Source organism: Ktedonobacter racemifer DSM 44963 (assembly GCF_000178855.1).
GTDB classification, from domain to species: Bacteria; Chloroflexota; Ktedonobacteria; order Ktedonobacterales; family Ktedonobacteraceae; genus Ktedonobacter; species Ktedonobacter racemifer.
Map to the genome: position 1 here is coordinate 3,634,682 of NZ_ADVG01000001.1, position 25,110 is coordinate 3,659,791.

General features: G+C 55.0%; 20 protein-coding genes. 11 read left to right on the forward strand and 9 right to left on the reverse strand.

Features of this window, described 5'->3' with window-relative positions:
• Positions 1 to 32 precede the first annotated feature (32 nt).
• The 5 genes from KRAC_RS15485 to KRAC_RS15505 all read right to left on the reverse strand — a co-directional run bounded on the left by KRAC_RS15485 (position 33) and on the right by KRAC_RS15505 (position 4,727).
• Complete coding sequence (locus KRAC_RS15485) at positions 33 to 503, reverse strand: hypothetical protein (RefSeq protein WP_007908474.1); 471 nt, start codon at positions 501 to 503, stop codon at positions 33 to 35.
• Between the two features lie 546 nt (positions 504 to 1,049).
• Positions 1,050 to 2,264 carry a 1,4-dihydroxy-2-naphthoate octaprenyltransferase gene (gene menA, locus KRAC_RS15490; protein ID WP_007908475.1) on the reverse strand — a complete coding sequence of 405 codons (1,215 nt, stop codon included), beginning with the start codon at positions 2,262 to 2,264 and terminating at the stop codon, positions 1,050 to 1,052.
• Positions 2,265 to 2,795: 531 nt separating this feature from the next.
• Positions 2,796 to 3,461 (reverse strand): translin family protein, encoded by a 666-nt coding sequence (locus KRAC_RS15495; RefSeq protein ID WP_007908476.1) that lies wholly within the window; start codon positions 3,459 to 3,461, stop codon positions 2,796 to 2,798.
• 213 nt (positions 3,462 to 3,674) lie between these two features.
• On the reverse strand, positions 3,675 to 4,223 hold the full coding sequence (locus tag KRAC_RS15500; RefSeq protein ID WP_007908477.1) for a hypothetical protein: 549 nt from the start codon (positions 4,221 to 4,223) through the stop codon (positions 3,675 to 3,677).
• 147 nt (positions 4,224 to 4,370) lie between these two features.
• Positions 4,371 to 4,727, reverse strand: coding sequence for an SUI1 family translation initiation factor (locus KRAC_RS15505; protein ID WP_007908480.1), 357 nt, complete (start codon positions 4,725 to 4,727; stop codon positions 4,371 to 4,373).
• A gap of 204 nt (positions 4,728 to 4,931) precedes the next feature.
• On the opposite strand from KRAC_RS15505, the gene KRAC_RS15510 reads away from it, so the two are divergent.
• From KRAC_RS15510 to KRAC_RS61645, 3 genes are all read left to right on the forward strand, one after another.
• Positions 4,932 to 6,038, forward strand: coding sequence for a dipeptidase (locus tag KRAC_RS15510; protein WP_007908482.1), 1,107 nt, complete (start codon positions 4,932 to 4,934; stop codon positions 6,036 to 6,038).
• Positions 6,039 to 6,297: 259 nt separating this feature from the next.
• Positions 6,298 to 7,572, forward strand: a complete 1,275-nt coding sequence (locus KRAC_RS61640; protein ID WP_007908487.1) for a serine/threonine-protein kinase — start codon at positions 6,298 to 6,300, stop codon at positions 7,570 to 7,572.
• A gap of 392 nt (positions 7,573 to 7,964) precedes the next feature.
• Positions 7,965 to 9,890 carry a serine/threonine protein kinase gene (locus KRAC_RS61645; protein WP_007908489.1) on the forward strand — a complete coding sequence of 642 codons (1,926 nt, stop codon included), beginning with the start codon at positions 7,965 to 7,967 and terminating at the stop codon, positions 9,888 to 9,890.
• Between the two features lie 8 nt (positions 9,891 to 9,898).
• On the opposite strand, the gene KRAC_RS15525 is transcribed toward KRAC_RS61645, so the two are convergent.
• Entirely contained in the window at positions 9,899 to 10,573 is a 675-nt protein-coding gene (locus tag KRAC_RS15525; protein ID WP_007908491.1) for an HD domain-containing protein, read from the reverse strand.
• 179 nt (positions 10,574 to 10,752) lie between these two features.
• Between KRAC_RS15525 and KRAC_RS15530 the strand changes: the two genes are divergently transcribed.
• Positions 10,753 to 11,553: a response regulator transcription factor gene (locus KRAC_RS15530; RefSeq protein WP_007908496.1), complete on the forward strand. Its 801-nt coding sequence runs from the start codon at positions 10,753 to 10,755 to the stop codon at positions 11,551 to 11,553.
• A 66-nt stretch (positions 11,554 to 11,619) separates the two neighbouring features.
• Here KRAC_RS15530 and KRAC_RS61650 read toward each other — a convergent pair whose 3' ends face one another.
• On the reverse strand, positions 11,620 to 13,164 hold the full coding sequence (locus KRAC_RS61650; RefSeq protein ID WP_007908498.1) for a helix-turn-helix transcriptional regulator: 1,545 nt from the start codon (positions 13,162 to 13,164) through the stop codon (positions 11,620 to 11,622).
• An 823-nt stretch (positions 13,165 to 13,987) separates the two neighbouring features.
• Between KRAC_RS61650 and KRAC_RS15540 the strand changes: the two genes are divergently transcribed.
• Together KRAC_RS15540 and KRAC_RS15545 are read left to right on the forward strand one after the other, a co-directional pair.
• Complete coding sequence (locus KRAC_RS15540; RefSeq protein WP_007908500.1) at positions 13,988 to 16,528, forward strand: ribonucleoside-diphosphate reductase subunit alpha; 2,541 nt, start codon at positions 13,988 to 13,990, stop codon at positions 16,526 to 16,528.
• 94 nt (positions 16,529 to 16,622) lie between these two features.
• Positions 16,623 to 17,708: a ribonucleotide-diphosphate reductase subunit beta gene (locus KRAC_RS15545; protein WP_007908502.1), complete on the forward strand. Its 1,086-nt coding sequence runs from the start codon at positions 16,623 to 16,625 to the stop codon at positions 17,706 to 17,708.
• Positions 17,709 to 17,825: 117 nt separating this feature from the next.
• On the opposite strand, the gene KRAC_RS15550 is transcribed toward KRAC_RS15545, so the two are convergent.
• A complete protein-coding gene (locus KRAC_RS15550) occupies positions 17,826 to 18,095 on the reverse strand; it encodes a hypothetical protein (protein WP_007908504.1) in 270 nt (89 codons plus the stop codon).
• 367 nt (positions 18,096 to 18,462) lie between these two features.
• Here KRAC_RS15550 and KRAC_RS15555 point away from each other — a divergent pair, with 367 nt between their 5' ends.
• The 4 genes from KRAC_RS15555 (at position 18,463) to pcaF (ending at position 22,490) form a co-directional block, all read left to right on the forward strand.
• The gene (locus tag KRAC_RS15555) at positions 18,463 to 19,377 is read left to right on the forward strand and encodes a CoA transferase subunit A (RefSeq protein ID WP_007908506.1); all 915 of its coding nucleotides are present in this window, start codon (positions 18,463 to 18,465) and stop codon (positions 19,375 to 19,377) included.
• Positions 19,378 to 19,509: 132 nt separating this feature from the next.
• Positions 19,510 to 20,295 carry a CoA-transferase subunit beta gene (locus tag KRAC_RS15560; RefSeq protein ID WP_040442574.1) on the forward strand — a complete coding sequence of 262 codons (786 nt, stop codon included), beginning with the start codon at positions 19,510 to 19,512 and terminating at the stop codon, positions 20,293 to 20,295.
• A gap of 148 nt (positions 20,296 to 20,443) precedes the next feature.
• Entirely contained in the window at positions 20,444 to 21,220 is a 777-nt protein-coding gene (locus KRAC_RS15565; RefSeq protein WP_007908509.1) for an enoyl-CoA hydratase-related protein, read from the forward strand.
• Between the two features lie 73 nt (positions 21,221 to 21,293).
• Positions 21,294 to 22,490 carry a 3-oxoadipyl-CoA thiolase gene (gene pcaF, locus KRAC_RS15570; RefSeq protein ID WP_007908511.1) on the forward strand — a complete coding sequence of 399 codons (1,197 nt, stop codon included), beginning with the start codon at positions 21,294 to 21,296 and terminating at the stop codon, positions 22,488 to 22,490.
• 159 nt (positions 22,491 to 22,649) lie between these two features.
• Here the strand turns inward: pcaF and KRAC_RS15575 are convergent, their stop codons facing one another.
• A complete protein-coding gene (locus KRAC_RS15575) occupies positions 22,650 to 23,132 on the reverse strand; it encodes an NUDIX domain-containing protein (RefSeq protein ID WP_007908513.1) in 483 nt (160 codons plus the stop codon).
• Between the two features lie 328 nt (positions 23,133 to 23,460).
• Here KRAC_RS15575 and KRAC_RS15580 point away from each other — a divergent pair, with 328 nt between their 5' ends.
• Positions 23,461 to 24,753, forward strand: coding sequence for a mannosyltransferase family protein (locus KRAC_RS15580; protein WP_007908514.1), 1,293 nt, complete (start codon positions 23,461 to 23,463; stop codon positions 24,751 to 24,753).
• Positions 24,754 to 25,110 lie beyond the last annotated feature (357 nt).

The following is a 25,110-nucleotide window of genomic DNA, read 5'->3' on the forward strand; positions in this document are numbered from 1 at the left end:
CAAAAATATTGTTTTATGAGGAGAGGGGTGTGCTAGTCGTGTTCCGTGGCCTGCTCACTAAGTTGCAGGACCAGGCGACAGAAGTGCAGCATGGCGGTAGCGGACTCCAGGTAGCTCGCTTCATCATTCGATGTCAACTGGTGCTGCTGGAGGGCACGCCGACGCAGGGCGCGCAACACAACCATAATATCTTCTTTAATTGAGCTATCAAGCCCACCGCGCTGCATCAAGAGGACTACCTGGTTGACGATAGCGTCGACCTCCTGACGCATGGAGTTCAGGTCGTTTACCCACGCTTCTTCAATCTCATCGTCAATGTCCGCATCCTCGCCTGTCGTCTGCTCTAAACGCCAGGAAAGCACGTCGGCAATGTGATCTTGTTTTCTGTTGTCATCAGGTTGGGGATAGGGCCTGCCTCGTTGCCATAAAGGTGTTTGAGGTTCTTCCTGTTTGACACCCAGTTCGTGCAACAGTATAGCCAGTTCTTCTTCCCAGCCAGCCATAGAGCACCTCCTTGTGAAACAACCGCAAACAGTGATCTGAGCCGGGCCATCAAGGGGACCAGGCGGTGACACCATGCGTACAAACAAAGCATATGCTACCATGGGGAAGTCACGGGAACAGAAAAGATCGTTGAGGGCAAGCACTGAGGGATGTCTTCGCTATGGCCTTTTCTGTCTCTGTCTACCTTACGCCCTAATGCAAAACCATCTGACATGCCCGGATTTCCCTTGTTATGCTCTTCGCGCCAGTATGAGCTGAATGTGGTAAATGGCTACTGAGCTTCGGGTTATTTCCGTAATCCGTCTGAGGATCCTGCACTAAGCGAAGTGTAACACAGTGTTTTAGCCTTGTAAATGGCCCGAATGGTTACAGTTAGCACGCTTATAGTAGGAATTTTGTTGTAGTACATTTAAGACCCAGAAGCTACTTTTTCTCGCGCCTGCGGCGCTCGTAGAGGCAATGTGTAATGAGCACTGTGGCAACCGCAAGTTGCCACAGTGCTCATTACACATTGCCCAAAAGAACGTGTTTGCAATTGCAAGTGTTTAACGCATCAGGTGCGTTGGCACCAGTGATATGGCCGAGACCAGGGTGGAGACAATCAGACCTATAAGAAGCAGTACACCGAACCAGGCATTCTGCCTGAGCATGTCCCGAAAGACGAGATGCAGGCTGTTCGGGCTACTGGCACGTAATATCCCAGTCACAATATTAACCAGTAACGGCAGCGTCAAAAAGGCCAGGAGCAGCCAGTGTGGCGTATGCGATGGCACGGCCAGGAAAGCCGCAAAGCCATAGGCAGCCAATAGCAAAACGAGGAAGATGGCACGGCTCCATGTCAGTCCCAGGCGATTGGCCAGGGTAAACTTGCGCGCCTGCGCGTCTCCCTCCAGGTCACGCATGTCGTTTACCAGGATCGTTGCCGCCGCCGTCAGGCCAAGCGGAAGGCTATAGAGCAAGGCTTTGTGCAGATCACCACCGCCCTGGACTATGTATGCTCCTATCGTCACCAGGGGGCCAAAGATCCCTAGAGCCACGAGTTGACCCAGGCATAGAGCGGCGAGAGACTTCCCACTACCACTATAAAAATAGGCGAAAAGCAGACCCACCAGGCCAAACAAAGCCAGCATCCAGTTCATTGAGATGAGCACAGTAGCCAGGCCAGATAGCGTGCTAGCACCCAGAAAAATCAGGCCCAGCACAAGCACGCGTGTAGGCTTGATCAACCCCTGCTGGATCAAACCACCAGGTCCAAGAGGATTGCTGGTATCGACCCCACGGATATAGTCATAGTAGTCGTTGATAAGATTAGCGCCCATATGCACCAGGAGCAGTGCCACCAGGGAAAGCACGAAGGAGAGGAGGCGGAGATGGCCCAGCACATGGGCTGAACTGACCTGCTGACTCCATGCTAAAGCCGTTCCAAAGAGAAATGGGAAAAGCGATAGGCTCAAATAGGATGGGCGTATGCCATCCCAGAAGATACGCATCCATTCACCAGTGGAACGATGATACTCTGCTGGCTGCACAACCAGGGGAGTAGGCACACTAAAGGTGCGCGTTGATTCTACCGAATGAACGGAGACCACGGGCGGCTCCAGTTCACCTATAGCCTTGAGCGAATCTAGCGGAACTGTTGGTAAACGCTCCGCTTTCTCACCATCAGCCTCAATAATTGGTGCCGTGGTACCCGCTATCGAACTTTTGCTCTCCTTTTCAGGCCGTTCGATAGCCTGCTTCTTCTGCTCTTCTTTTTCCATACGCTTCCCTCTCGGCATAGACCCATGAAATAGCAAATAAGTGCATTTTTGCTAACGTCATCTTGACCTCTCGCGCCTGCGGCGCTCGTCCTGATAGGTGGTGTGATGTACCCTGGCAACCTGCGGCTGCCAGGGTACATCACACCACCTATCAGAAATAGTGTGCATCTGGCGTTAACTAGCTAAGCGATATGTTTATTATGTTTTGACTGTTCATTAAGAATGACGATGTGGATGGCTAGAACGCAACATTCAGGAAAAGAATAAGAATATCGCGCCCCTGGCTCAATATAAGTGGATCGCTACCCAGGCGGTCGTGATAAGCGCAGCGTTTCGCGCTCCCATAACCTTCAGGAGCGTTATTACTGTTCTTAGTATACAGAGGCAAGGAAACACCCTCTTATAAGAATATGCATCTCACTATCTATAAACTATATACGCTTCCATAGAGGGCGTCAAGTTGCCTGGAACCTGAGCCCACAACACCATGACCTGGAGTTTGAGAAACGAGTTGCGCGTAAAGTGGCTTATTTATTCCACTCTCGGGGCATTTATGGCGCCATCCTGTCCTAGCGCCTGGTAAAGCTCTTGAATGGAGTGTTGAAGTTGCGCCTGGACGACGGAGGTTGTGAGGTCTCCACGCGTCTTCTCTAGAATACCACGCGTCACATCGGTGGTACGACGTAAGCCAGAGGTAATAGCATCGGGGAAATCAACGGAGATGAGCAGGGAATAAATATCATCCATCTGGCGCAGGTACGCCTCGCAATCGCGGAGGTTTCCGCGCCGCAACTGGTCAAGCAGGTAGCGCCGTAACTCGCCCGCGGCCTCGGCTAGCCCATTCAGGTAGGCAGCCCAGCCAATACCCAGCTCCTCGGCATCTGGTAGCTCCTGGTACTGGGTAAGCGCCGCCAGGCACCGCGCCTCAGCATACTCTTTCTGCGCATCCTGCGCGAAGCCCGCATAGTAGATATCTTGGTGATCCAGCAGATCATCTTTCATTTCTTGCAATAGCTGTGCCGCCTGGGCCATAAGCTCATTGGCACGCTCGCGCTCATGGCGATGCGTCGCGCGAATACTGTTTGCACAATGGCGAATCACGGTACGTGACTTGGGCAGAGCCTTTTCGCGCGCGGCGTGTTTAAGGGAGAGATGCTCTATCGCTTGCTGTCCAATCTGCTCTAATTTGTCGGGCATACGATTTGCTTCCTTTCTATACTATAGACAGTGTATCATAGCCAGAAGGACACAGCAGAAAACGCCCGCATAGGTACTGTTGTCTAGAGCGATGTGCAGGAGCCATGGGTGAGACGACGCTGCTGAATACCCATAAAGGGCACAGGGCACGCGTCTACATATCATGGTACGAGCAATGTTGTCCTACAGCAAACACGCCATCTGCTTGCATTCTCATCCCTGTAACTTCAACTGGTCCTGCTGTAACAGGGCATGCACCTCGATCTCTGGTGGAAAGGTCTGGGACTCCAGGTCTCCGGCCCAGAACAACTGCTTCATCATCTCGGCGGTCGCATAGAGGAGATGCTGAAGTGTGGCCTCGCGCCCGCGCTCATAGGCATCACTCCCCTCATAAACATCCATATCCGCGAAGCAGGCGGCCATGGGCATCATGTCGCTTAAACGCACCAGGTAAATGTTTATCTTTGTCTCACCACGCTCCGTCGGGACCATGATGCGCAGTTCGGGTCGCTGCTCCACAATGTCCAGGCGGTAGAACACGCCATAATGATCGCGCGAGGCCTGGAAGATTGAGACCTCAGGTAGCGCCTCGCCGTTGTAGCGCTCTTTTTTAAAAGGCTGCTCCTCTGGTCGCTCCATCTCCACCCCCAGCTTTGCCAGAAACTCTTCAAATTGCTCGTGAATATTCATGCGCCGCCTCTTCTGTGCATCATAGTGCAGCATCGAAACTAATGTATTGGAGAACATCTGTACCTGCCACATCTTCCCTCTCACACCTTGATATTCTCTCTATACATCCCAAAAGCGGAAAAGCGGAAATACATAACGATGCCAGCAAAGATTCGCGCGTTTGCACGAATCTTTGCTGGCATCGTACCTGCTGAGGACTATATGCTGATATTCTTAAACTTATCCGCCGACGCGCTTGACTTTAAAGCCCTGGGCGATGAGTTTGGCCTCTACCTTCTCCAGGTGGTCGCCTTGAATTTCGATGTTCCCGTCTTTGACCGTTCCGCCGGAGCCACATAATTTTTTGAGCTGCTGCCCCAGTTCAACCAGGTTTTCCTCAGAAACTCCGCTGATTACCGTGACCGTCTTCCCACCGCGCTGCTTACGATCACGCATGATGCGGACAAAGCCATCGTTTTTTTTGGCAGGCACGCTCGCCCCTGGCTGCTCACAACGACACTTTTTATATGGCTGGCCACAGCGCGGGCAGGTTGAGACGCGGCCACTATCAGTCGAATAGACGATTCTATCTGGCATACAACACGCTCCTTTCATGCTTCCAATACGCCCCCTATCTTACCATAGGAGCCTATCCTTCGCGATCATCAGCAGTGTATGATAAAAGACAATGTAGGGTCCATACTTGCCTGGACTCGCTTGCCCAGGAAAGTCCATGCAAGCATGGACCCTACAAGAGGCGATCCAGTCAGATATGGGCCCGGAGAAAGAGAGGATTGTGCCATGCTTATCATTGATGCTCACCAGGACATTGCCTACAATGCGCTCGAATGGGGCCGCGACATTCGACGCTCAGTCTACGAGACACGCCAGCGCGAAGAACGCTATACTGGAGATCCTGAATCGCACCCTACCAAGGGCGCGGGCGGCATTGCCATGTCGGGGCTGCCAGAGCTACGCCGCGCTGGCTTTGCCGTGGTGTGCGCCACTATTTTCTGTGAGCCATGCTCTTCACAACATATTCCCGCGTGCGGCAAACAGCTTACACAGTCCTACCGCACCGCCGAGGAGGCATACCAGGTTGGACAAGCCCAGTTCGCCTACTACCACGAGCTGGCACGTGAACCAGGCATCTCGCTAATTCTTAACCAGGCCGATCTACAACGGCATCTGCAAGCCTGGGAGGCTAGCTCCCCCGAAGATCCACAGCGCCCCTTTGGCATCATTCCCCTCATGGAAGGGGCTGATCCCATTCGTACTCCTGAAGAGACCGAGCAATGGCACGCTCAGGGACTACGCATTATTGGCCTGGCCTGGCAGGGAACGCGCTACTCTGGCGGAACAAGGGCGCCCGGACCACTTCCGCAACTGGGGCGTGACCTTTTACGTGTCATGGAGCGCGTAGGTATTATTCTGGATATGTCGCATAGCGCAGAAGAGAGCTTCTGGCAAGCCCTGGAGAACTACTCTGGCCCGATCATGGCCAGCCACAGTAATTGCCGTATCTATACCCCAACCGACCGCCATCTGAGCGATGAGATGATTCGCGCCCTTATTGAGCGCGACGCGGTGATTGGTATGGTTCCCGGCAATTTCTTCCTGAATGGCGAGTGGCGGCGCAACCACCGCTTCCCGGTGATGCTCGAACAGGTCGTGCGCCATATTGATCATATCTGTCAGCTCAGCGGTGACGCCCTACACGTTGGCCTGGGCAGCGATATAGACGGCGGCTTTGGCCGCGATGAGACGCCCGAAGAACTGGATACGGCCCTGGACTTTGTAAAGATCGCCGATGCCCTGCGCCAGAATGGTTATACAGAAGCCGATATCCTCAACATCATGGGAGGCAACTGGCAACGCTTCCTGAGTCATGCTTTACCCGCAAGCTAGCTATCCTCGTTCCCCCACGCCAGCCGCGAACATTTGCGGCTGGCAGGCCTCTCCGCGTTTATCCCATCATTGATACGGCCTATACTAAACCTGTGTAACTTTTTCTTTTCCTTCAATAAGGTATTATTGGCTGCGCCCCCGTCTGGAGCTGTGTTTTCGCATTATGCTTACCATAAGAGTGGTGAGACTAATTCCCACCGGCATGCGTGTACTTGGTAGTAATTATTCTTTCGCTTAAGATAGGAAGTGCGGGAAAAATATGCGTGACATAGAAAACACGATTATCGCACACTATGCCATCCAACACTATCTAGCCAAAGGCGGCATGTCCGAAATTTATCTGGCACGTGATCTCCAAACACAGCAGGATGTGGCAATTAAAATGGTGCATAGCAGCAATGAGGAGTATTGCCGACGTTTCCAACGCGAGGCGCGCGCGATTGCCTCTCTTCAGCATGAGCACATACTCCCCGCCCTCGATTATGGAGAGTATGGCCCCTGGTGCTATTTAGCGACACCCTATATCGCCAATGGAACCCTGCGTGACTATATGCAGCAGGAACCCTTCTCCCTGGATGAGGCTGGAGACTATCTTGCGCAGATCGCCTCTGCCTTGCAGCATGCTCATGAACACGGCATTATCCATCGCGATATCAAGGCCTCTAATATCTTGATGCGCGACAAAAATTTTGCCTACCTGGCTGACTTTGGTCTTGTCAAAAGCTTAAATGACACAGCCGAGAGTCTGACCGAGAGCGGCTACTTAATCGGAACTGCGGAATACATGGCGCCTGAGTTGGCGGAAGAAGACGCCTCTCCCGCAAGCGATATCTATTCCCTGGGCATCCTGCTTTACCAGATGCTGACTGGAGATGTGCCCTTTAAGGGAGCAACTCCCGTAGGAACCTTTATGAAGCATCTCTCTGAGCGTCCACCACTGCCTTCGCGGCGCAACCGTAATGTGCCCAAAGAGATTGAGAAGATCGTGCTCCGTGCTCTGGCGAAAGAGCCGGGCTTGCGCTACCCTTCGGCTCGCGCCTTTGCCGAGGCCTATCAGCAGGCACTTGCCGCCTATAAAGAGCGCATCGCAAACGATGAGAAAACTACAGCTCATGTGGTCACGCTGAAAGCAGAAGCTACGGAGCCAGGGTTGATACCTGGCCGGACTAGAAGGCCTATACCTGCACTGCCCGCGCTGGCGCTGGCTTTATTGATTCCCTTTCTCTTTGGCTTCTCGATCTATATGCTCAAAACCACCGATGCGAAATCTACACATCCAATCATTAATGGAACGATTTCGTCCACGCCTAAAGCGAGGGCAGCGAGCAGCACCCCAACGGCCGGGACATCCCCCTCTCCCACGGCTGGGCATAACAAGGGAGGGAACCCACAGAATGTGGCCCCCATCGCGCCCACTCGGACAAATCACGGCAATTCTGCGCCAGCCAATAGCAGCAGTGGTGGTAGTGGCAAACCTGGCCAGAAAGATGGAGAAAATGGCAAAAACGGGAACGGTGGCAACGGGAATGGATGAAGCCACTGTGGTGGCTCCTCCAGTGGGAAAGGGCATAACAAGTAAACAATGATACTGTTCGATGAGCTGGCCTGGTCACCTGATACGTTCTGATTGAACCTGGTCATTGGTCAGTAGAGCAAGCGCAGAGGAATAATAATAAGAGATACAGGCAACGTTGACATCAGCGAGGCAAGACTCTATACTGGTAAAATGCGCAGTTTAGCACTTTTGATTAGCACTTTTGATCAGCGCTTTTGACAAAATATTTTCCGGCCCTGTAGGCATTAGGCGCTACTGGCCCGGTTGAATATATAAACTTTCAAGCACAAGCATCAAGCGTTTCGCCTGCAAGGGAACACCTACCCACCGGCTCCCCCATGACCCGGTAGATGAGGAAACACACAACAACGATGTCTGAATTAGAGGGAACAACACTCGGCCCCTACACCATCATACGCCTGCTCGGCAGAGGTGGCATGGCTCGCGTCTACCTGGCTCACGATGCCGCACAAGAACGCGAAGTCGCCATCAAGGTTGTGCACGCGGACAATGAGGAATATCTTGAGCGTTTCTGGCGCGAGATCAGTGCGATTGAGCAGTTAGAGCATGAGCACATTCTGCCCGCGTATGACTATGGCACCGAGGAGCACTGGCATTACCTGGTCATGCCCCATATCGAAGGGGGGACGCTCCGCCAGTTGATCAAACAAGGTCCCCTGCGACCGGCACATGTTGGTGAAATACTCTATCAGTTAGCGGACGCCTTGCAGTTTGCGCATGACCGCGGCATTATTCATCGCGATATTAAGCCCTCTAATATATTGATGCGTGATGACCATTACAGCTACCTGGCCGATTTTGGCCTCGCCAAATCCCTGGAGAACTCGCACGAAATGACGCTCACGCAGAGTGGCACCCTGCTAGGGACCCCAGAATATATGGCCCCCGACCTGGCCGAGGGACCTGCCACCGCCAGCAGCGATATCTATGCCATGGGAGTCGTACTGTACCAGATGCTCACCGGGCGTCTCCCATTTACCGCCGAGACCCCTATTGCCGTTTACTGGAAGCAGCTCCGCGAGCGTCCACATCCCCCCTCGCACCTGAAGCCAGATCTCTCGCCTGCGATTGATCACGTCGTCATGCGCGCCCTCGCCAAACACCCGGCGCAACGCTACCAGTCCCCCAGAGAGCTAGCCGATGAGTTTCAGATCGCACTCATCTCTCCTGAAATGCTCCTATCAGCAGACGACGATGACCTCTACGAGGAGGAGAACTATACATCGGGAGAGCTAGATGACCCGTCAGCCCGGCTTGAGAACGGTGATGCCCCCGTCCAGGTGGCTGAACACTCCTCCCATCATACGCCGTATACGACCCGCGAACGCCTGGTGCTCCCTGATAATCCTATGCTAGCACCCACAACGGTGACGAAGACGCGTGACGACAGGCGCACACCGTTCCTTGGCACAAACGCCCCTTCTGGAGAGCAATTCTCAGGAGACAGCGCCATCCGAGCCGTACGCACCAATACCACGCGAACAGCACAGCAAAAACGCCTGGAGCATGCACGCAAGCGTAGGAACCGCGTCCTGGCAATCATCTTGATCGGGCTGCTCCTTACAGTCGTGCTGCCCATGGCCTTTATCTACTATATCTTTGTCACGCACCAGGGAGGAACGCACACACCTGGGACCAATGAGATCGCCACTCCCAGCGTTGCCAGGACCTCACAGACCAGTAGCCTGGATATAAGCGCGACAGCCACAGCCGCGCCCATCGCCACAGTTACCAGCGCCACACCGCTGCTCAACACTTCTCTGGCCAGCAATGATAGCGGCAATTGGAGCGAGGGCGCGGGGCGCTGCGTTTTCACAAATGGTGGCTACCACGTGCTGGTGCAGCAGACAGACTATTTGCAACCATGTCCATTGCGCAACACCAGCTTTAGTGATGGCGCGCTTCAGGTCGACAGTACCCTGCTGAGTGGCAATAACGCCGGCATTCTGGTGCGCGTCCAGGGCGAACAGTTCTACGATTTTGAGATCAGCTCCCAGGGCACCTACTTCTTCCGCCGTCATGATGTTGGCTTAGGGGCCAGTTATGTCTACCTGCTTCAGCCAACCAGCAGCGCGGCCATCAAAGTAGGCCAGTCCAATACGCTGCTAGTAATCGCGCATGGTGCGACCTTCAAGTTTTATATCAATGGCAGCTTTGTGGCCGAGACTCGCGATAGCTTCTATAGCAGTGGTCAGATTGCCCTTGTCACCGGCACACTCACGCCACAGCATACCGGCGAAGGGATCTTTAACAACTTCAAGCTCTATAAGCTCTAGCCAGTCGCTTAGAACAACTCTAATTCTTTGCGAAATTCATCGAGATACTGCTCCATAAACTGAGTGCGCCTCCAGGCCAGGGCGCGACCAGTCTCCGTCTGCATAGTTTCCATCAATTGAAGCAACTTCTTGTAAAAATGATCCAGCATATAGTGCTTATCATCCAGTTCATGCCGCTGGCCAAAGGGATCAGTTGGGTGATAGGCAACGGTCTCGCCTTCCCTGCCATGACGGACCGCGCCAGTAACGGCCCAGCGCATGACGCCAATCGCTCCCAGCCCATCCAGGCGGTCGGCATCGCGTACGATCTTTGCCTCTAGCGTCTGCGGCTCAACTTTGCGGCTAAAACTATGCGCGATGATAGCATGCTCAATGGCCTGCTGGCGTTCCTCAGCGAGGGCATGGCGCTGCATCACATCGCGTGCCATCGACACGGAGAGATCGGCATGGTGTCCAGCGACATCATGTGGCGCAGCACGCCCCAGATCATGCATGAGCGCCGCCATCTCGATCACAAACAGGTCGCATGGTTCGCGCCGCACCTCGCGCTCGCCAATATAGCGCGCCAGCTTATAGACGCGCTCGATATGGTCCCAACCATGAGCCAGGTCGTGAACCTGCGTGAAGTGCTCTTTGACCTCGGCGTATACCGCCTCTACAATCGCCTGCTCTGCCAAATCCATAAAACTCCTCCAAAACAAAAATCACTCATTTGGGGGGTGCCGTATTTCGCTTGCTTGGTATACTACAGAAAGAATCGTCCATATTGTAGTTTATCAGCCCACAAACCAGCCCGCCAAAGGACACTTTGCATGTAATGTATGTGTCGAAATAGATAGACGCTAGGAAGTATACCATAGCCATGACTGAGCGGCCCTTGCCATTACCCTATGAATCCCCAGAAGATCATATCGATAGTCCCTATCTCCCAAAGCAGGGAGGGGGTGAGGGGGAGAGACATGAGCAGAGAGGAGCAAGCACTATTACGGTCTTGCTGGTGGATGATCATGCTCTCTTCCGCGAGGGAGTGCATCACCTGCTAGGGCTGGAAGAGGATATCCAGGTAGTGGGTGAGGCTGGAGATGGCCTTGAGGCCCTGCAAAAGATTCGCCAGCTTCAGCCTGATATCGTGCTTATGGACATCCTGATGCCTATAGTTGATGGCGTCACCTTGACGCGCCAGGTTGTCCAGGAGTTTCCAACAGTGGGCGTCATTATGCTCACCATGTATCGCCAGAGCCAGCAAATGCTCCAGGCCATGAAGAATGGTGCTCGCGGCTACATCCTTAAGTCGGCCTCTGCGCACGAGGTAGCTGAAACCATTCGTACCGTCTATAACGAGGGGCTTTCCATCCAACCAGAGATGACGCGTGCCATCGTAGGCGAGTTCCGCCGCCTGGCCGATACTACCAGCAGTAACCAGGGCACGGACCTGCTCACGGAGAAAGAGCTGGAGATTATCCGCTATGTTGCCGCGGGCTTGAGCAACAAGGAGATCGCCGAACGGCTCTCCTACTCAGAGAAGACAGTGAAAAACTATCTCTCAATTATTTTCCAGAAGCTTCACTTGCGCGACCGCACCCAGGTCGCTATTTTTGCCCTGCGTCAGGGGCTGCTAACAGATGAAGAGATGGCGCCCCGAGCCTTGCGCGAGCAATCCTGATTTAGTAGGTGTGTGGGGACGATGCTTGACAGCCTGCGGCTGTCAAGCATCGTCCCCACACACCTACTAAATCAACCCATATTTCATGGCAAGCGCGACCGCCTGGGTGCGATCCCTGGCCTGAAGCTTCTGCATGATGTGGTGAATATGCGTTTTGACTGTCTCAATGCTAATCAGTAGACGGCTAGCAATTGCGCGATTTGTCAGGCCCTCGCTCATCAGGCGTAGAACCTCCCGCTCGCGCTCAGTAAGTTCCAGGCGAAGTGTGAACATAAAGCTCTGCTGCTCTAGCTGCATGGGTAGCTCGGAGGTGATGGTGTGCCGTAGATCCTCCACGCACTCGCGCAAGACCGCGCCTACGCGGTCCAAATCCTCGGATAGGGTGTGCCAGAACGCGCTCTCAGCGGGCTCCGGAGACTTCAATAGACGCCTCTGTACATACTCTAGTTTGAGCAGAGCCAACGTCAATTGCTGCGCGGGGCCATCATGAATATCGCGCGCGAGGCGGTTACGCTCTTCCAGCATACTCTCGCGCTGAATGGTCGCATGCGCCTCGCGGTCACGCAAGAGCAATATCGCGACTCGCGCCATGTATGACAGTACAAGCCGGGTCTCGAAAGGGGGCATAGAGTGAGAGAGCCTGAAGAGAGCGACCCCGGCCAGCCCTGGCTCATGGCTCAGCGGCAGGATCAGTAGAACGCCATCTTCGATATGAAGTGTGGTCATCGTCTCTCCTGGCTCGCGCTCAGCCAGTTCTTCCAGTATTCCTGGCTCAGGTAGACGTCGCAATAGCTCCTCAGCATCACCCGCTTCCTGTTTTCCCGCCAGGGAGAAACGCTGCTGCTCCGCCTGGTAGAGAAAGAGCCAGGCTTGCTCGGCGCCAATGAGATCGCTCATCTGCTCCACCAGCAACGAATACAAGGCATCATCCTCGACCTTGTACTCACCTATCAGCATTACCTCGTAGAGCTTGCTGAGACCGGTCGCGAGAGTGGGAGTGTCCTGGTGCCCCCCCGCATCAATAGACCTCGCCAGGGCGTTCTCAGCGGGCACTGTGCGTGGGTTTGTCTGGGTTTCCTGCATCACACTCTCCTCCTCCTGTGCGAGCGAGAGATAAGCCGGTAGCAACGAGACATAGACGTCTAGTGCCTCCATCCCTTCCCGGCCTTGTGGACCTGTATCTCTGGGGGCCAGCAATATAACCCCTTCCGCCTCACTACGCTTACTTGAGCGTAAACTATGCAGAAAAACAGACGCGCTTCTTTCAATCCATGCCAGTTCCTGTGAGTTCAGGTACTGCCTGCTTTCCTGGGCGGGGAGCAGGAGCCATCCCTGCTGGGCCTGGGCCATGCTTAGTCCCCCACCACCTGAAATGAGATGTGGCGCTCCTGGCGGGTACGCGCCACTATACCCACGCAGTACAAAAGCATGTGCGCCAGGTACATAGAGAAATAAGGCAGCCAGGTGCACCCCGCTACACTGGCGAATTTCGTCTAGCAGTAACTGGCGCCTTTCAGCTGGTTTTTTCTCATTCTGTAGCTGCATGATAAAGCGCACGAGACGCTCAGAGATCACCGCTTTGTCCCTTCGACATATGGTGTACACGGCCATGCCCCTGTCTCTATCATACCCGCCACCGCCAATGCCCAGGCAACGCTATAATAGGCCCCTTAGCCCTGGCTAAAGATCACCCCTGCATTTATTACCAGCAACAGTAATGCCACAGGCTGAATCGCACCCTGGTTCAAAAGCATGCCTGTTCATCCATGATGTGGTAGTACCTCTTTGCTGGAGAGCGTAGTACCTTCGCCTCCTCATGCTCCAGGCTCTGAACCCTGGCTTGTCCTGGCTGCGTGTAGGTGATAAGACATTCTATTGTGGCCTTCGGTATCGCGGTCTTTTTAGGGCCAGGAACAGCCAGAAAAGCGCTTATAGCCCTTCCGGTAGAAGATTTGTATGGCTAAGCTTAGAGCATGGGACATTCCCTGGCGAGAAAACCACTATATGTTGTTTCTGAGCGTGTACCTCGACACAACATGTTGAGAATTCGGTCCCATACGGTCTTGACTTCTCCCAAGCCTTATGGTAGTGTAATACCACGCGGAATTAAAAGACACAGAACCCAACACGCCGCGAGCTAGCCAATAAAAGCGATAAGAATCCTGTATATAAGAAAAACGGTTATCACGGGTTGGCTGGCACAGATATAACCAATTGGGAACAAATTACCTTTTCATACAAGTGAAAACACTTTCACCCTGGCGTTTTAACTGGTGAGACTGAGAACGTATATCAGAGCTTTCTGCCTTTTGCGAGGCATTGCTAGCAGTCAGAACACACGCGTCTGACTGTTCTGTATGTCGTTCCTCTTTCTCAAGCCTGATCCGGCTGTGGACAGGCTTTTTTGATTGTATTTTATAAGAGGTATTAGTCCATGTCTCAAGTATCAGATACATTTGAATTAAATACGGCAAGCAATTCCGAGCAGGGTAGCACCTCTACCGGGGCGACCAGTCCCTCCGACTCTCAGGCAGTACTACGTATTCTCGAAGAAGTTTGTCAGGGCTTTGGACCCGAGGTCAATGTTGATCAATTATTCCAATCTGTAAACGCTACCACGTATGCTGGTATCTCTGATGCGGAGCTGTGGCAGGCACTGATTATGGCGACCCGTACGAATATCGAGTTCGAGCCAGCCTACACTTTTGTCGCTGCCCGCCTCCTGTTGATCAGCCTCTACAATGAGGCCCTCTCTACGACTCAGGCTACACGTGTTGGACTCAATGACGCGGCCAGTATCTATAAAAACTATCTCTCAGACTATGTTGAATTTGGTGTGAGCAAGGGCTATCTCGACCCACGCTTTCAAGAGTATGACCTGATTGAACTGGCCTCGGCCATCCATCCTGAGCGCGACCAACTCTTCGCTTACCAGGGTTTGCAGATCCTGTATGATCGCTACTTCCTCCAGGACAACAATCGCCGCTTCGAGCTGCCACAGCTACTCTGGATGCGCGTCGCGATGGGCCTGGCCTTTAACGAAGAGCATAAAGAGGCTCGCGCCATCGAGTTCTACGAACTGCTCTCCCAGTTCTACTTCACCTCAGCGACGCCAACCCTCTTTAACGCTGGTACGACCCATCCACAGCTCTCATCCTGCTACCTGACCACGGTAGACGATGACCTGTTCCATATCTTCAAGTGCATCCAGGATAACGCCCTGCTCTCCAAGTGGGCTGGTGGCCTGGGCAACGACTGGACGCGTGTTCGCGCTCTGGGCGCGCACATCAAGGGCACCAATGGCATCAGCCAGGGTATCATCCCCTTCCTCAAGGTCGTCAATGATACCGCGGTGGCCGTCAACCAGGGCGGCAAGCGCAAAGGCGCGGTCTGTGCCTACATTGAGAACTGGCACCTGGACATCGAAGAGTTCCTCGACCTGCGCAAGAACACGGGCGATGATCGCCGCCGCACACATGATATGCATACCGCGTGCTGGATCTCCGATCTCTTCATGAAGCGCGTTGAGCGCAACGAGCAGTGGACGCTCTTTAGCCCGGACGTGGTCTCCGATCTGCACGACCTCTATGGCAAGGCCTTCGAGCAGCGCTACGAGGAGTACGAGCGCATGGTTGAGGCAGGCCAGATCACGCACTACCGCCGCGTCTCGGCCCTCGATCTCTGGCGCAAGATGTTGACCCGCCTCTTCGAGACCGGTCACCCCTGGATCACGTTTAAGGATCCTTCGAATGTACGCTCGCCCCAGGATCACGCTGGCGTCGTGCATAGCAGCAACCTCTGCACCGAAATTCTGCTCAACACCTCGAACGACGAGACCGCCGTGTGTAACCTGGGTTCGATCAACCTGGCAGCACACATCATCGATGGCAAGCTCAATCACGAGCGCTTGCAGAAGACCGTACGCACCGCGGTTCGCATGCTCGATAACGTGATCGATATTAATTACTATCCAACCGATGAGGCGCGCAATGCCAATCTGCGTCACCGCCCCGTTGGCCTGGGCCTGATGGCCTTCCAGGACGCGCTCTACAAACTGGGCGTGAGCTATGCCAGCGAGGCCGCCATCGAGTTCGCCGACCGCAGCATGGAGGCCATCTCCTACTACGCCATCCTGGCCTCAAGCGAGCTGGCCACCGAGCATGGCACCTATGGCAGCTACCAGGGTTCGAAGTGGGATCGCGGCATCCTGCCTATCGATAGCATTGCTATCCTGGAGGAGGAACGCGGTCAGAAGATCGACATGGACCGCAGCATGACCCTGGATTGGGATAAAGTGCGCACGGCTGTAAAGCAGAATGGTATGCGCAATAGCAATGTCATGGCGATTGCTCCGACCGCGACCATCTCTTCCATCGTTGGCGTCAGCCAGTCGATTGAGCCTAGCTACAAGAACCTCTACGTCAAGAGCAACCTCTCGGGCGAGTTCACGATCATCAATTCCTTCCTGGTTGACGATCTCAAGCGCCTGGAGATCTGGGATCGCAATACGCTGGAAGCCCTCAAGTACTATGACGGCTCCCTACAAGAGATGACCTTCCTGCCGGAGGAGATTCGCCAGCGCTACCTGACCGCCTTTGATATCGAGCCACGCTGGCTCATCGCGTGCGCCAGCCGCCGCCAGAAGTGGATCGACATGGGACAGTCGATTGACCTCTACCTCTACAATCCCAGCGGCAAGAAGCTCAGTGATGTATACCAGCTAGCCTGGAACAGTGGCCTCAAGACCACGTACTACCTGCGTACCCTGGCCGCGACCCAGGTTGAGAAGTCGACCGTCGATATTAACCGCTTCGGCATTCAGCCTCGCTGGATGAAGAACAGCAGCCCATCGAGCAATATCCAGGTCGAGCGCGAGAATCAGGCCCAGCAGCCTAAGCCCACTCCTATTCCCCTGGAACTGAGCGGCGAGGGTGCGGTCTGCAATCTCGGCGATGACTGCGAAGCCTGCCAGTAACACTCACGCATGCTGGTAGAAGATCTCTCTTCTACCAGCCTCTCACATTCATCTCAAATTTCATACTTCATACGCAAGGAGCTTCATAGAGAACATGAGCATATCCTTTGACGATACCCCTATCACACCTACCAATACTACCAGCACCGCTAATACCCCCCCCGCCAGCGAGCAGCAGGCTCAGAAGAAACGCCTGATCAATGGCTGGCACGTTGATGTCAACCAGCTCATGCCCCTCAAGTATCGCTGGGCCTGGGAGCACTATCTCAACGGCTGCGCCAATCACTGGATGCCCACCGAAGTTCCCATGACCAAGGATATCGAGACCTGGCGCTCCAATAAGCTGACCGCCGGCGAGCGCCTCGTCATCATGCGCAACCTGGGCTTCTTCGCCACCGCCGAGAGCCTGGTTGGCAATAATCTCGTGCTCGCGATCTTCAAACACATTACGAACGCCGAGTGCCGCCAGTATCTGTTACGCCAGGCCTTCGAGGAGGCGATCCACACGCACACCTTCCTCTACATCGTGGAGAGCCTGGGTCTGAGCGAGCACGAAGTCTTCAATATGTACCACGAAATCCCCTCGATCAAGGAGAAGGACGAGTTTGAGATGCAGCTGACTTCAGCGGTGCTCGATCCCGACTTCTCGACCGAGACCTTTGAGGGCATGCAGAAGTTCCTGCAAAACTTGATCGGCTACTATATCATCATGGAGGGTATCTTCTTCTACAGTGGCTTCGTGATGATGCTCTCGTTCCATCGCCGCAACCTTATGACTGGCGTGGGCGAGCAGTTCCAGTACATTCTGCGCGACGAGACTATCCACCTCAACTTCGGCATCGACCTGATCAATGGCATCAAGGCTGAGAATCCCGAACTGTGGACCACCGAATTCCAGGCGCATATCTATGACCTGATCAAGCGTGCCGTGGAGCTGGAGATCGCCTATGCCTATGACTGCTTGCCCAATGGCATCCTCGGCCTGAACGCCGAGTCCTTCCGCAGCTACGTTCAACACGTCGCCGACCGCCGCCTTGAGCGCATCGGCCTCGCGCCCATCTTCCATTCGTCTCACCCCTTCCCCTGGATGAGCGAGACCATGGACCTGAGCAAAGAGAAGAATTTCTTCGAGACCCGCGTCACCGAGTACCAGGCCGCCTCAACACTCGAGTGGGAATAGACGCGGCATAGCCAGAGAGGACAACCCGGAACGGCTCTCGTTCCAAGTTGTCCTCTTTTATCTACCAGTAACGTTTATCTATGAATGACGCTTTCCAGGGCGTTTCATAAGCTCGTCCTACGCCTGCTCAGCGACCTGCACATCCTCATTCCAGCGCATCAGCCTCACCACTTTCCCCTTGAGGAAGGTCAGCGCTCCCCCCGCCAGAACCAGCACCACACCCAGAACCAACACGACCACCTGTGCCAGGTCCAGGCTCGTATTTCCCACATGCACTGTTGGGCGGAGCATATTCGCGCCCAGTGCCACAGCCGCAATCAACATACCAAACACAAACGACGACAGGCCGAGAGCGGACAGGACATTCTTTGGCTGCTGGTTCTTCATTGCTGTTTCTCCTCGCACATACTTTCGATGACCAACACATCGCTACAGGTACAACTATACCGTCCCATTCCCCCAGGCACATGGGACATTTGCACCATTTCTCCGCCTCCTCCATCCACACACTCATCTATTCTTTCTGCCGTGCTTAAAAACGGTAAAGCTGGGCCATCCAATTTTCCTCTCTCACTCTTTATGACGCTTTCTACACCCATTTTTAGGACAAGAATTATGTAAGTGTAAAAATTGAGCACAATATTTCATACAAAGCGTAATGTGGTAGGATAAGAGCGTGTGCTTGAATACTTGCGGTAGTGGCAATGGTGCCCTATCGTGTCTCCCTGCATTAGCTTCGATGGAGAACAAGCGTATGAGCAAACATCTCTCAATGGCCGAAGCTGTAGCGCGCTACATTCCTGATGGAGCCTCAGTAGCCCTCGGCCTGGCCCTCGAACCCCTCATTCCCTTCGCCGTTGGACACGAGATCATTCGCCAGCGTCGCCAGAACCTGGCGCTCATTGGCCCTATCTCCGATATCCTCTTTGACCAGTTAATCGGCGCGGGCTGCGTCAGCGCGATCCTGGCCGCCTGGGTCGGTAATGTGAGCGAGGGCCTGGGCCACTGCTATCGCCACGCCGTAGAGAAACAGATTCCCCATTCCATCCATGTTGAAGAATATAGCAACCATACCATCGCTCTAGCCCTCCTGGCCGCCAGTGTCGGCTCACCCTACATACCCACGCGCACCCTGCTGGGAAGCGACATTCCCCGCCAGAACCCACGCCTGCGCGTTGAACGCTCGCCCCTGGATGAGACCCCTGTCCTGCTTGTGCCTGCGCTCCAACCAGATGTGACAGTCGTGCATGTGCAACGCAGCGACGAGGAGGGCAATGCCCACGCCTGGGGAAATCTCGGTATCTGTGAAAGCGCCTTTCTGGCCGCACGCGATGTGATTATTGTCGCCGATGACCTTGTCTCACACGAGACTATTTTGAGCGATCCCAACCGCGTGCTTGGTCCATCCTACAAGGTCCGCGCCGTGGTGCATGAACCCTGGGGAGCGCATCCCTCCTCGGTCCAGGGCTGCTACAATCGCGATCACGCCTTCTATCACGAGTATCACCAACGCACCCGCACCCAGGAGGGCTTTCAGCAATGGTTGGAGGAATGGGTCCTGAACGTTCCCAATCGTGCTACTTATCTCGCACACCTGGGCGAAGACCGCATGCGCACCCTGAAGATCAGAGAGCATCGCTACGCCTCTCCTGTCGACTATGGTTATTAAATACCTTGTAGGGTCCATGCTGGCATGGACTCGCCCGGCCCGCAGGCCGACACCCAGGCGCTGGTAGATCGCTGCGCTCGGAGGCCGAGCAAGCTCTGCCCCTACAGCGCTCCACATAGAAAGGCAATCCATATGGCAAGCGAATATAGCGAGCGCGAACTGATGGTCGTATGTGCGGCACGCCAGATCCGCGATCATGAACTGGTCTTCGTCGGGATGCGCCTCCCCCTATTGGCCTTTGCCCTGGCAAAACGCACTAATGCCCCCAACTGCATTGGCCTCTTCGAGTGTGGTATCGTGCGCGATACGCCCGCGCCCGAACTGCTCTACACCATGGGCGACGCCCCCAACATTACTGGTGCGCTCTGGACGACGGATATGGTCAATGTCCTGGGTTCGCTGGCGGCAGGCGACGTTCAGCTTGGCTTCATTGGCGGCGCGGAGATCGACCGCTATGGGAACCTCAACACCTCGCTCATTGGCGACTGGCAGCAGCCACGCGTGCGCCTCCCCGGCAGCGGGGGCGGAGCCGATATCGCCTCGCTCGCTCACCGCCTGGCGATCATTATGCCCCATGAACGCCATCGCCTGCGCGAGCGCGTCGATTTTGTGACCAGCCCCGGCTATGGCTATCCCGATGCAGAAGGTCCCGCGGGCAGCGCCTGGCGACGCCGGGTCGGACTGCCCCGTGGAGGTCCCACCGCGCTCATCACCACCCTGGGGCTCTTCGCCTTCAATCCAGATAACGGCGAGGCCCTGCTGCAATCCTACCATCCAGGCACCTCTATCGAGGAAGTGCAGGAACAGACCGGCTGGCCGCTACGCCTCGCGCCCGACTGCCGCGAGACGCCACCACCCAGCCCCGAGGAACTACGCATCATCCGCGAATGCGATCCCCAGGGCATCTGGACCCGTTAGAGCCGCGTGCTGTAGCAGCGTCGAGTCCCTCATGGATGATATACTACAAGCAGAATATTTCTGGCACATAGATCCTTTTTGAGGGGCATATGAGGGCCATACAGCGTCCCCCGCCTCTCGTTCCCTAACCAAGCATCTAAGGAGAGTTATGACAGAATATCAGTATATCCTCATTGAACGTGACGAGCGCGTCGGGATCGTGACCCTGAACCGTCCCAAAGAATTGAATGCGCTCAATTTCCAGCTCGTAAATGAATTGGCTGACGCGTTGGAGGAGTTTGATCGCGACGAGGCGATTCGCTGTATCGTCATTACGGGCTCGGGCGAGAAGGCCTTCGCTGCGGGCGCCGATATCAAGGAGATGTCCGACAAGTCGCCCATCGATATGATGCTGAGCAGCTTTGATGGCTGGCAGCGTATCAAGCGTGTGCATACACCGCTCATCGCAGCCGTTGGTGGCTACGCCCTGGGCGGCGGCTGTGAGCTAGCGATGCTCTGCGATATGATCATCGCCTCGGAGAACGCGCGCTTTGGCCAACCTGAGATCCTCATTGGCGTTATCCCCGGTGCGGGCGGCACACAGCGCCTGGCGCGTACTCTCGGCAAGTACCGCGCCATGGAGATGGTGCTGACAGGCGCGCAGATTCCTGCGCAAGAACTGGCCGACCTGGGCCTGGTCAACCGCATCGTGCCCAAGGGTGAACACCTGAAAGCCGCTCTTGAGCTGGCGAAGAAGGTGGCCCAGCAGGCTCCTGTTGCCGCACGCCTGGCAAAGGAGTCGGTGCTCTCCGCCTTTGAGACGCCGCTGGAAGATGGACTGGAGATCGAGCGCAAAAATTTCTTCTTGCTCTTCGCGACTGAGGATATGCGCGAGGGTATGCACGCCTTTATTGACAAGCGCCAGGCCGAGTTCAAAGGCAGGTAGTGCCTCTCGAAAACCTGAGCACGTGAGCGCTAGCCGCGTGAGCGGCGTTGGTTTTCGTATAAGGAGATAACACATGGAAGATGCGGTTATTCTCTCGGCGGTTCGTACGCCCATCGGGCGCTATGGTGGTGTCCTCAAAGATGTACGCCCAGATGATCTGGGCGCCCTGGTCATTCAGGAGGCGCTCAGGCGAGCGCAGGTTGATCCAGCCAGCGTGGAAGATGTGGTCTTTGGCTGCGCGAATCAGGCTGGCGAGGATAACCGCAACGTTGCTCGCATGTCGCTGCTCCTGGCGGGCATCCCCATCACAGTGGCTGGTCAGACGGTAAACCGCCTCTGTGGCTCGGGACTCCAGGCGCTAAATAGCGCGGCCCAGGCCATTCAAACCGGGGCTGGCGATACCTTTATCGCTGGCGGAGTGGAGAGCATGACGCGCGCCCCCTTCGTCATGGGCAAGAGCGACAACGCCTTCGGTCGCGCGCAGAAGCTTGAGGATACAACGCTCGGCTGGCGCTTTGTCAACCCCAAACTGTCCGAGCTGTATCACCCCTACAGCATGGGCGAGACTGCCGAGAACGTTGCCGAGCGCTACCAGATCAGCCGCGAGGCGCAGGATGCCTACGCCCTGCGCAGTCACCAGCGCGCCGTCGCCGCTCAGCAGTCAGGAAAGTTCGCCCAGGAGATCATCGCGGTCGCGATTCCACAAAAGAAGGGTGAAGAGCTCAGCGTCTCCCAGGACGAGCATCCGCGCCCCGATACCTCGCTGGAGAAACTGGCGCGCCTGAAGCCAGTCTTCCGCCAGGGAGGCAGCGTGACCGCCGGGAACTCGGCTGGCATCAATGATGGGGCCGCGGCCCTGGTCGTGATCTCCGCCTCCCGCGCCAGGGAACTGGATCTGCGTCCACGGGCGCGCATCGTGGCGACAGCCGTCGCTGGCGTCGACCCGGCCTATATGGGCCTGGGACCCATTCCCGCGACCCGCAAAGCCCTGCAACGCGCAGGGCTAACCATGCAGGACATCGACCTGGTCGAGCTGAACGAGGCCTTTGCCTGCCAGGTGCTACAATGCAGCCACGAGCTGGAGATCGATCAGGAGAGGCTCAACGTCAATGGCGGAGCCATCGCCCTCGGCCATCCACTAGGCTGTAGCGGCGCCCGCCTGGTCGTTACCCTGCTCCACGAGTTAGAGCGCCGTGGCGGACGCTATGGCCTCGCGACCATGTGTATCGGCGTTGGCCAGGGCATCGCAACCATTATTGAGCGCCTCTAAACAACACAGAATGGCCGACGCTGCTGAAGCACGCGTCTACATATAGCGCGGACGGACCATGATATGTAAACGCGTGCTTTGGCAGCGTGGCGCCACGCACGGCTCCAGCGCAAATACGTTTCTGCTCATCCAGAGAAGCAAACAAAAGGAGCGTTTCGTTTATTCAGCCTGGACCTCTTCGCCACGCAAAGCCGCCTCATAGGCCTCACGCAGTTTGGGTACGGTCTCAAAATTACGCATGGTATCTGGATCGACCCAGCGCATATCTGTCGCCTCCCAGTCCGTCGTAATACTTTCGTCCTCGTTGACGGCAAAGAGGAAAGGATGCACATAGAAGTGACGCCCCAAATCCTGGTCGACATGTTCGACAATCCCACCGCGCCGCAACATATGCACCTGCTCACGTGCGAGCCCCGTCTCTTCACGAATCTCGGTATATGCCTGCTGCTCAGGTGGGACCCCTACCTCGACAAATCCACTGATACCAGCCCAGCGACCATGATAGCTCCCCACCTGCTGACTTCTTCTCACCAGCAATAAGCGAGTATGCTCTTCCTCACCCTTTTGGAGGAAACAGGTCACGACATGTGTTGGACGCAGTACCGAGCGTGGTACCGCCTTTTTTGAGCTCTGAACATTCATAGAACTTTGCACCTCATTGCGATATTCAGGTTACTTCTTCTCCGAAAACCTGAGCGCGCTTGCCATGCCACCTTCAGGTGGTCCCCGAATGGGGGAAGCGCTAGTCACGAAAGTGACGCCTACCCCCGAAGAGGGGTTGGTTTTCGGAATAAAGGGTTAGGACGGTGACAGCTACAATTATTTTCCGCTATACTAACCACGTTACATACGTCAACAAAATTTTTCTCGCGTGGAACTTTACGGATACTCCATTGCTGGATCGCTACATAGTTCCGCCACTACACTGAACGCATACAATTTTTAGCTGTGAAAGCAGGTATTCTACATAATGAGCATACAGCATACGCCTTCAGCTATCACGACCCATAGCTCAGCCCCAGTCACGCGTAGCCCCCACCAGGCATGGAGCGAATTTCTCTCTCCCTGGTGGCAGGCGACGCGTAACATTCTCTTCTTATACATTATCACACGCCTGATTTTTCTACTACTCACCTATTTTGGGGGCGTCCTCTTCAATATCCCGAACTATTCGTACGATCACCTCTCTTTTAATACTATACTTCATACCTGGTATCGCTGGGACACCATCCGCTTTATCACCATCACCACCAATGGCTACACCAAGATGCAGAACGCAGCCTTCTTTCCGCTCTATCCCGCTCTTGTGGCCTTTACCAGTAAGATCATTCCGACCCATAGCATGCTTGTCGCCAGCATGCTGGTCTCAAATGTAGCCACGCTCGGCATGATGGTTATGCTCTACCGCTTTGTGGAGATGGAGTTTGGTAGAGAGCTTGCGCAGCGTACCGTCTTCTACCAGGCCATCTTCCCCACGGCGTTCTTCTTTTTCGCTGGCTATAACGAATCGCTTTTTATCTTTTTGATGCTCGGCTGCTTTTATGCCCTGCGCCGGGGAGCCTGGTGGTTCGCGGGCGTCTTCGGCTTCCTGGCTGCCATGAGCCGCTCTATCGCGGTCCTACTCTTTGTTATCTTCTTCTGTGAGTATGTGCGTCAGCACTGGCCAGAGTTGCGCTCCAATCTGCGTCCAGTGCGTCCGGTGGCTCTACTGAAACACATTCCGCACCTGCTGCCCGCGCTCCTCATTCCACTGGGGCTTATTGTTTACATGCTTGGTCTGTATGTACGCCTGGGTGATCCTCTGGCCTTCTCCCATGCCCAGGTAGACTGGCGTACGGGTGCGGTCATTCCTGGAATGGCAATCTACCAATCCCTGCAACAGCTTGTCGTACATAGTCCCTTGAGCTTCTCTACACCACATATCTTGATTGACCTGGGTACGTTTATAGCCTTCCTGGTCCTCTTCCTCCTGGCGATCTTTGGACGAGATCGCCTCCCACGCGATCAATGGCCGCTGCTGGTCTTCTGGGGCTGCGCCCTGCTCTACGCCATCCTCTGGCCAGGCGTTCCTGGCGCTCCTGGACAGGGCTACGATCCAATGCCTTCCACACAGCGCTTTGTGCTGGAACTCTTTATGGCCTTTATCGTCCTTGCCCGCCTGGGAGAGCGCTCACCTAAATTCCATCAAGCCTATCTGCTGCTCTCGCTCCCTTTCCTCACCTTCCTGACCCTGCAATTTATGACTGGACATTGGACAGTATAATACAATCACCACGCATTGGCAGGATATTTGGTTACCTACAAAATCAGCCAGATATTCTGCTTGCTTGCCCGCTCCCCCCTTGCTCTCCGCCATATCCCCCATTTTTCAGCCTTGACGTAGCCTTCCCACTCTTATATAGTATGCTAGGCGCATAATATACCTTCTGATATGGCGTGAGCGTGTGCATAGCCGCACGCTTAGTCGTATGGTTTGATGACGCTTTCCCGCGCAAGCAGGCAAAAATAGAGTAGGATGCATTTGCGCTTTTTGCGCACTCTCCTCTCGCGAGGACATATACAGAATACCCTTGTTATCTTTTTTTAATGTATAATTCGGTTGTACGTTCCATCCGTTTGC

Coding starts and splice junctions, on each gene's coding strand:
- KRAC_RS15485 (WP_007908474.1), bottom strand. CDS start 503: ATGGCTGGCTGGGAAGAAGAACTGGCTATACTGTTGCACGAACTGGGT.
- KRAC_RS61650 (WP_007908498.1), bottom strand. CDS start 13,164: ATGGCCGTGTACACCATATGTCGAAGGGACAAAGCGGTGATCTCTGAG.
- KRAC_RS15500 (WP_007908477.1), bottom strand. CDS start 4,223: ATGTGGCAGGTACAGATGTTCTCCAATACATTAGTTTCGATGCTGCAC.
- KRAC_RS15575 (WP_007908513.1), bottom strand. CDS start 23,132: ATGAATGTTCAGAGCTCAAAAAAGGCGGTACCACGCTCGGTACTGCGT.
- KRAC_RS15545 (WP_007908502.1), top strand. CDS start 16,623: ATGAGCATATCCTTTGACGATACCCCTATCACACCTACCAATACTACC.
- menA (WP_007908475.1), bottom strand. CDS start 2,264: ATGGAAAAAGAAGAGCAGAAGAAGCAGGCTATCGAACGGCCTGAAAAG.
- KRAC_RS15495 (WP_007908476.1), bottom strand. CDS start 3,461: ATGCCCGACAAATTAGAGCAGATTGGACAGCAAGCGATAGAGCATCTC.
- KRAC_RS15505 (WP_007908480.1), bottom strand. CDS start 4,727: ATGCCAGATAGAATCGTCTATTCGACTGATAGTGGCCGCGTCTCAACC.
- KRAC_RS15580 (WP_007908514.1), top strand. CDS start 23,461: ATGAGCATACAGCATACGCCTTCAGCTATCACGACCCATAGCTCAGCC.
- KRAC_RS15525 (WP_007908491.1), bottom strand. CDS start 10,573: ATGGATTTGGCAGAGCAGGCGATTGTAGAGGCGGTATACGCCGAGGTC.
- KRAC_RS15560 (WP_040442574.1), top strand. CDS start 19,510: ATGGCAAGCGAATATAGCGAGCGCGAACTGATGGTCGTATGTGCGGCA.
- KRAC_RS61645 (WP_007908489.1), top strand. CDS start 7,965: ATGTCTGAATTAGAGGGAACAACACTCGGCCCCTACACCATCATACGC.
- KRAC_RS15550 (WP_007908504.1), bottom strand. CDS start 18,095: ATGAAGAACCAGCAGCCAAAGAATGTCCTGTCCGCTCTCGGCCTGTCG.
- KRAC_RS15530 (WP_007908496.1), top strand. CDS start 10,753: ATGACTGAGCGGCCCTTGCCATTACCCTATGAATCCCCAGAAGATCAT.
- KRAC_RS15565 (WP_007908509.1), top strand. CDS start 20,444: ATGACAGAATATCAGTATATCCTCATTGAACGTGACGAGCGCGTCGGG.
- pcaF (WP_007908511.1), top strand. CDS start 21,294: ATGGAAGATGCGGTTATTCTCTCGGCGGTTCGTACGCCCATCGGGCGC.
- KRAC_RS15540 (WP_007908500.1), top strand. CDS start 13,988: ATGTCTCAAGTATCAGATACATTTGAATTAAATACGGCAAGCAATTCC.
- KRAC_RS15510 (WP_007908482.1), top strand. CDS start 4,932: ATGCTTATCATTGATGCTCACCAGGACATTGCCTACAATGCGCTCGAA.
- KRAC_RS61640 (WP_007908487.1), top strand. CDS start 6,298: ATGCGTGACATAGAAAACACGATTATCGCACACTATGCCATCCAACAC.
- KRAC_RS15555 (WP_007908506.1), top strand. CDS start 18,463: ATGAGCAAACATCTCTCAATGGCCGAAGCTGTAGCGCGCTACATTCCT.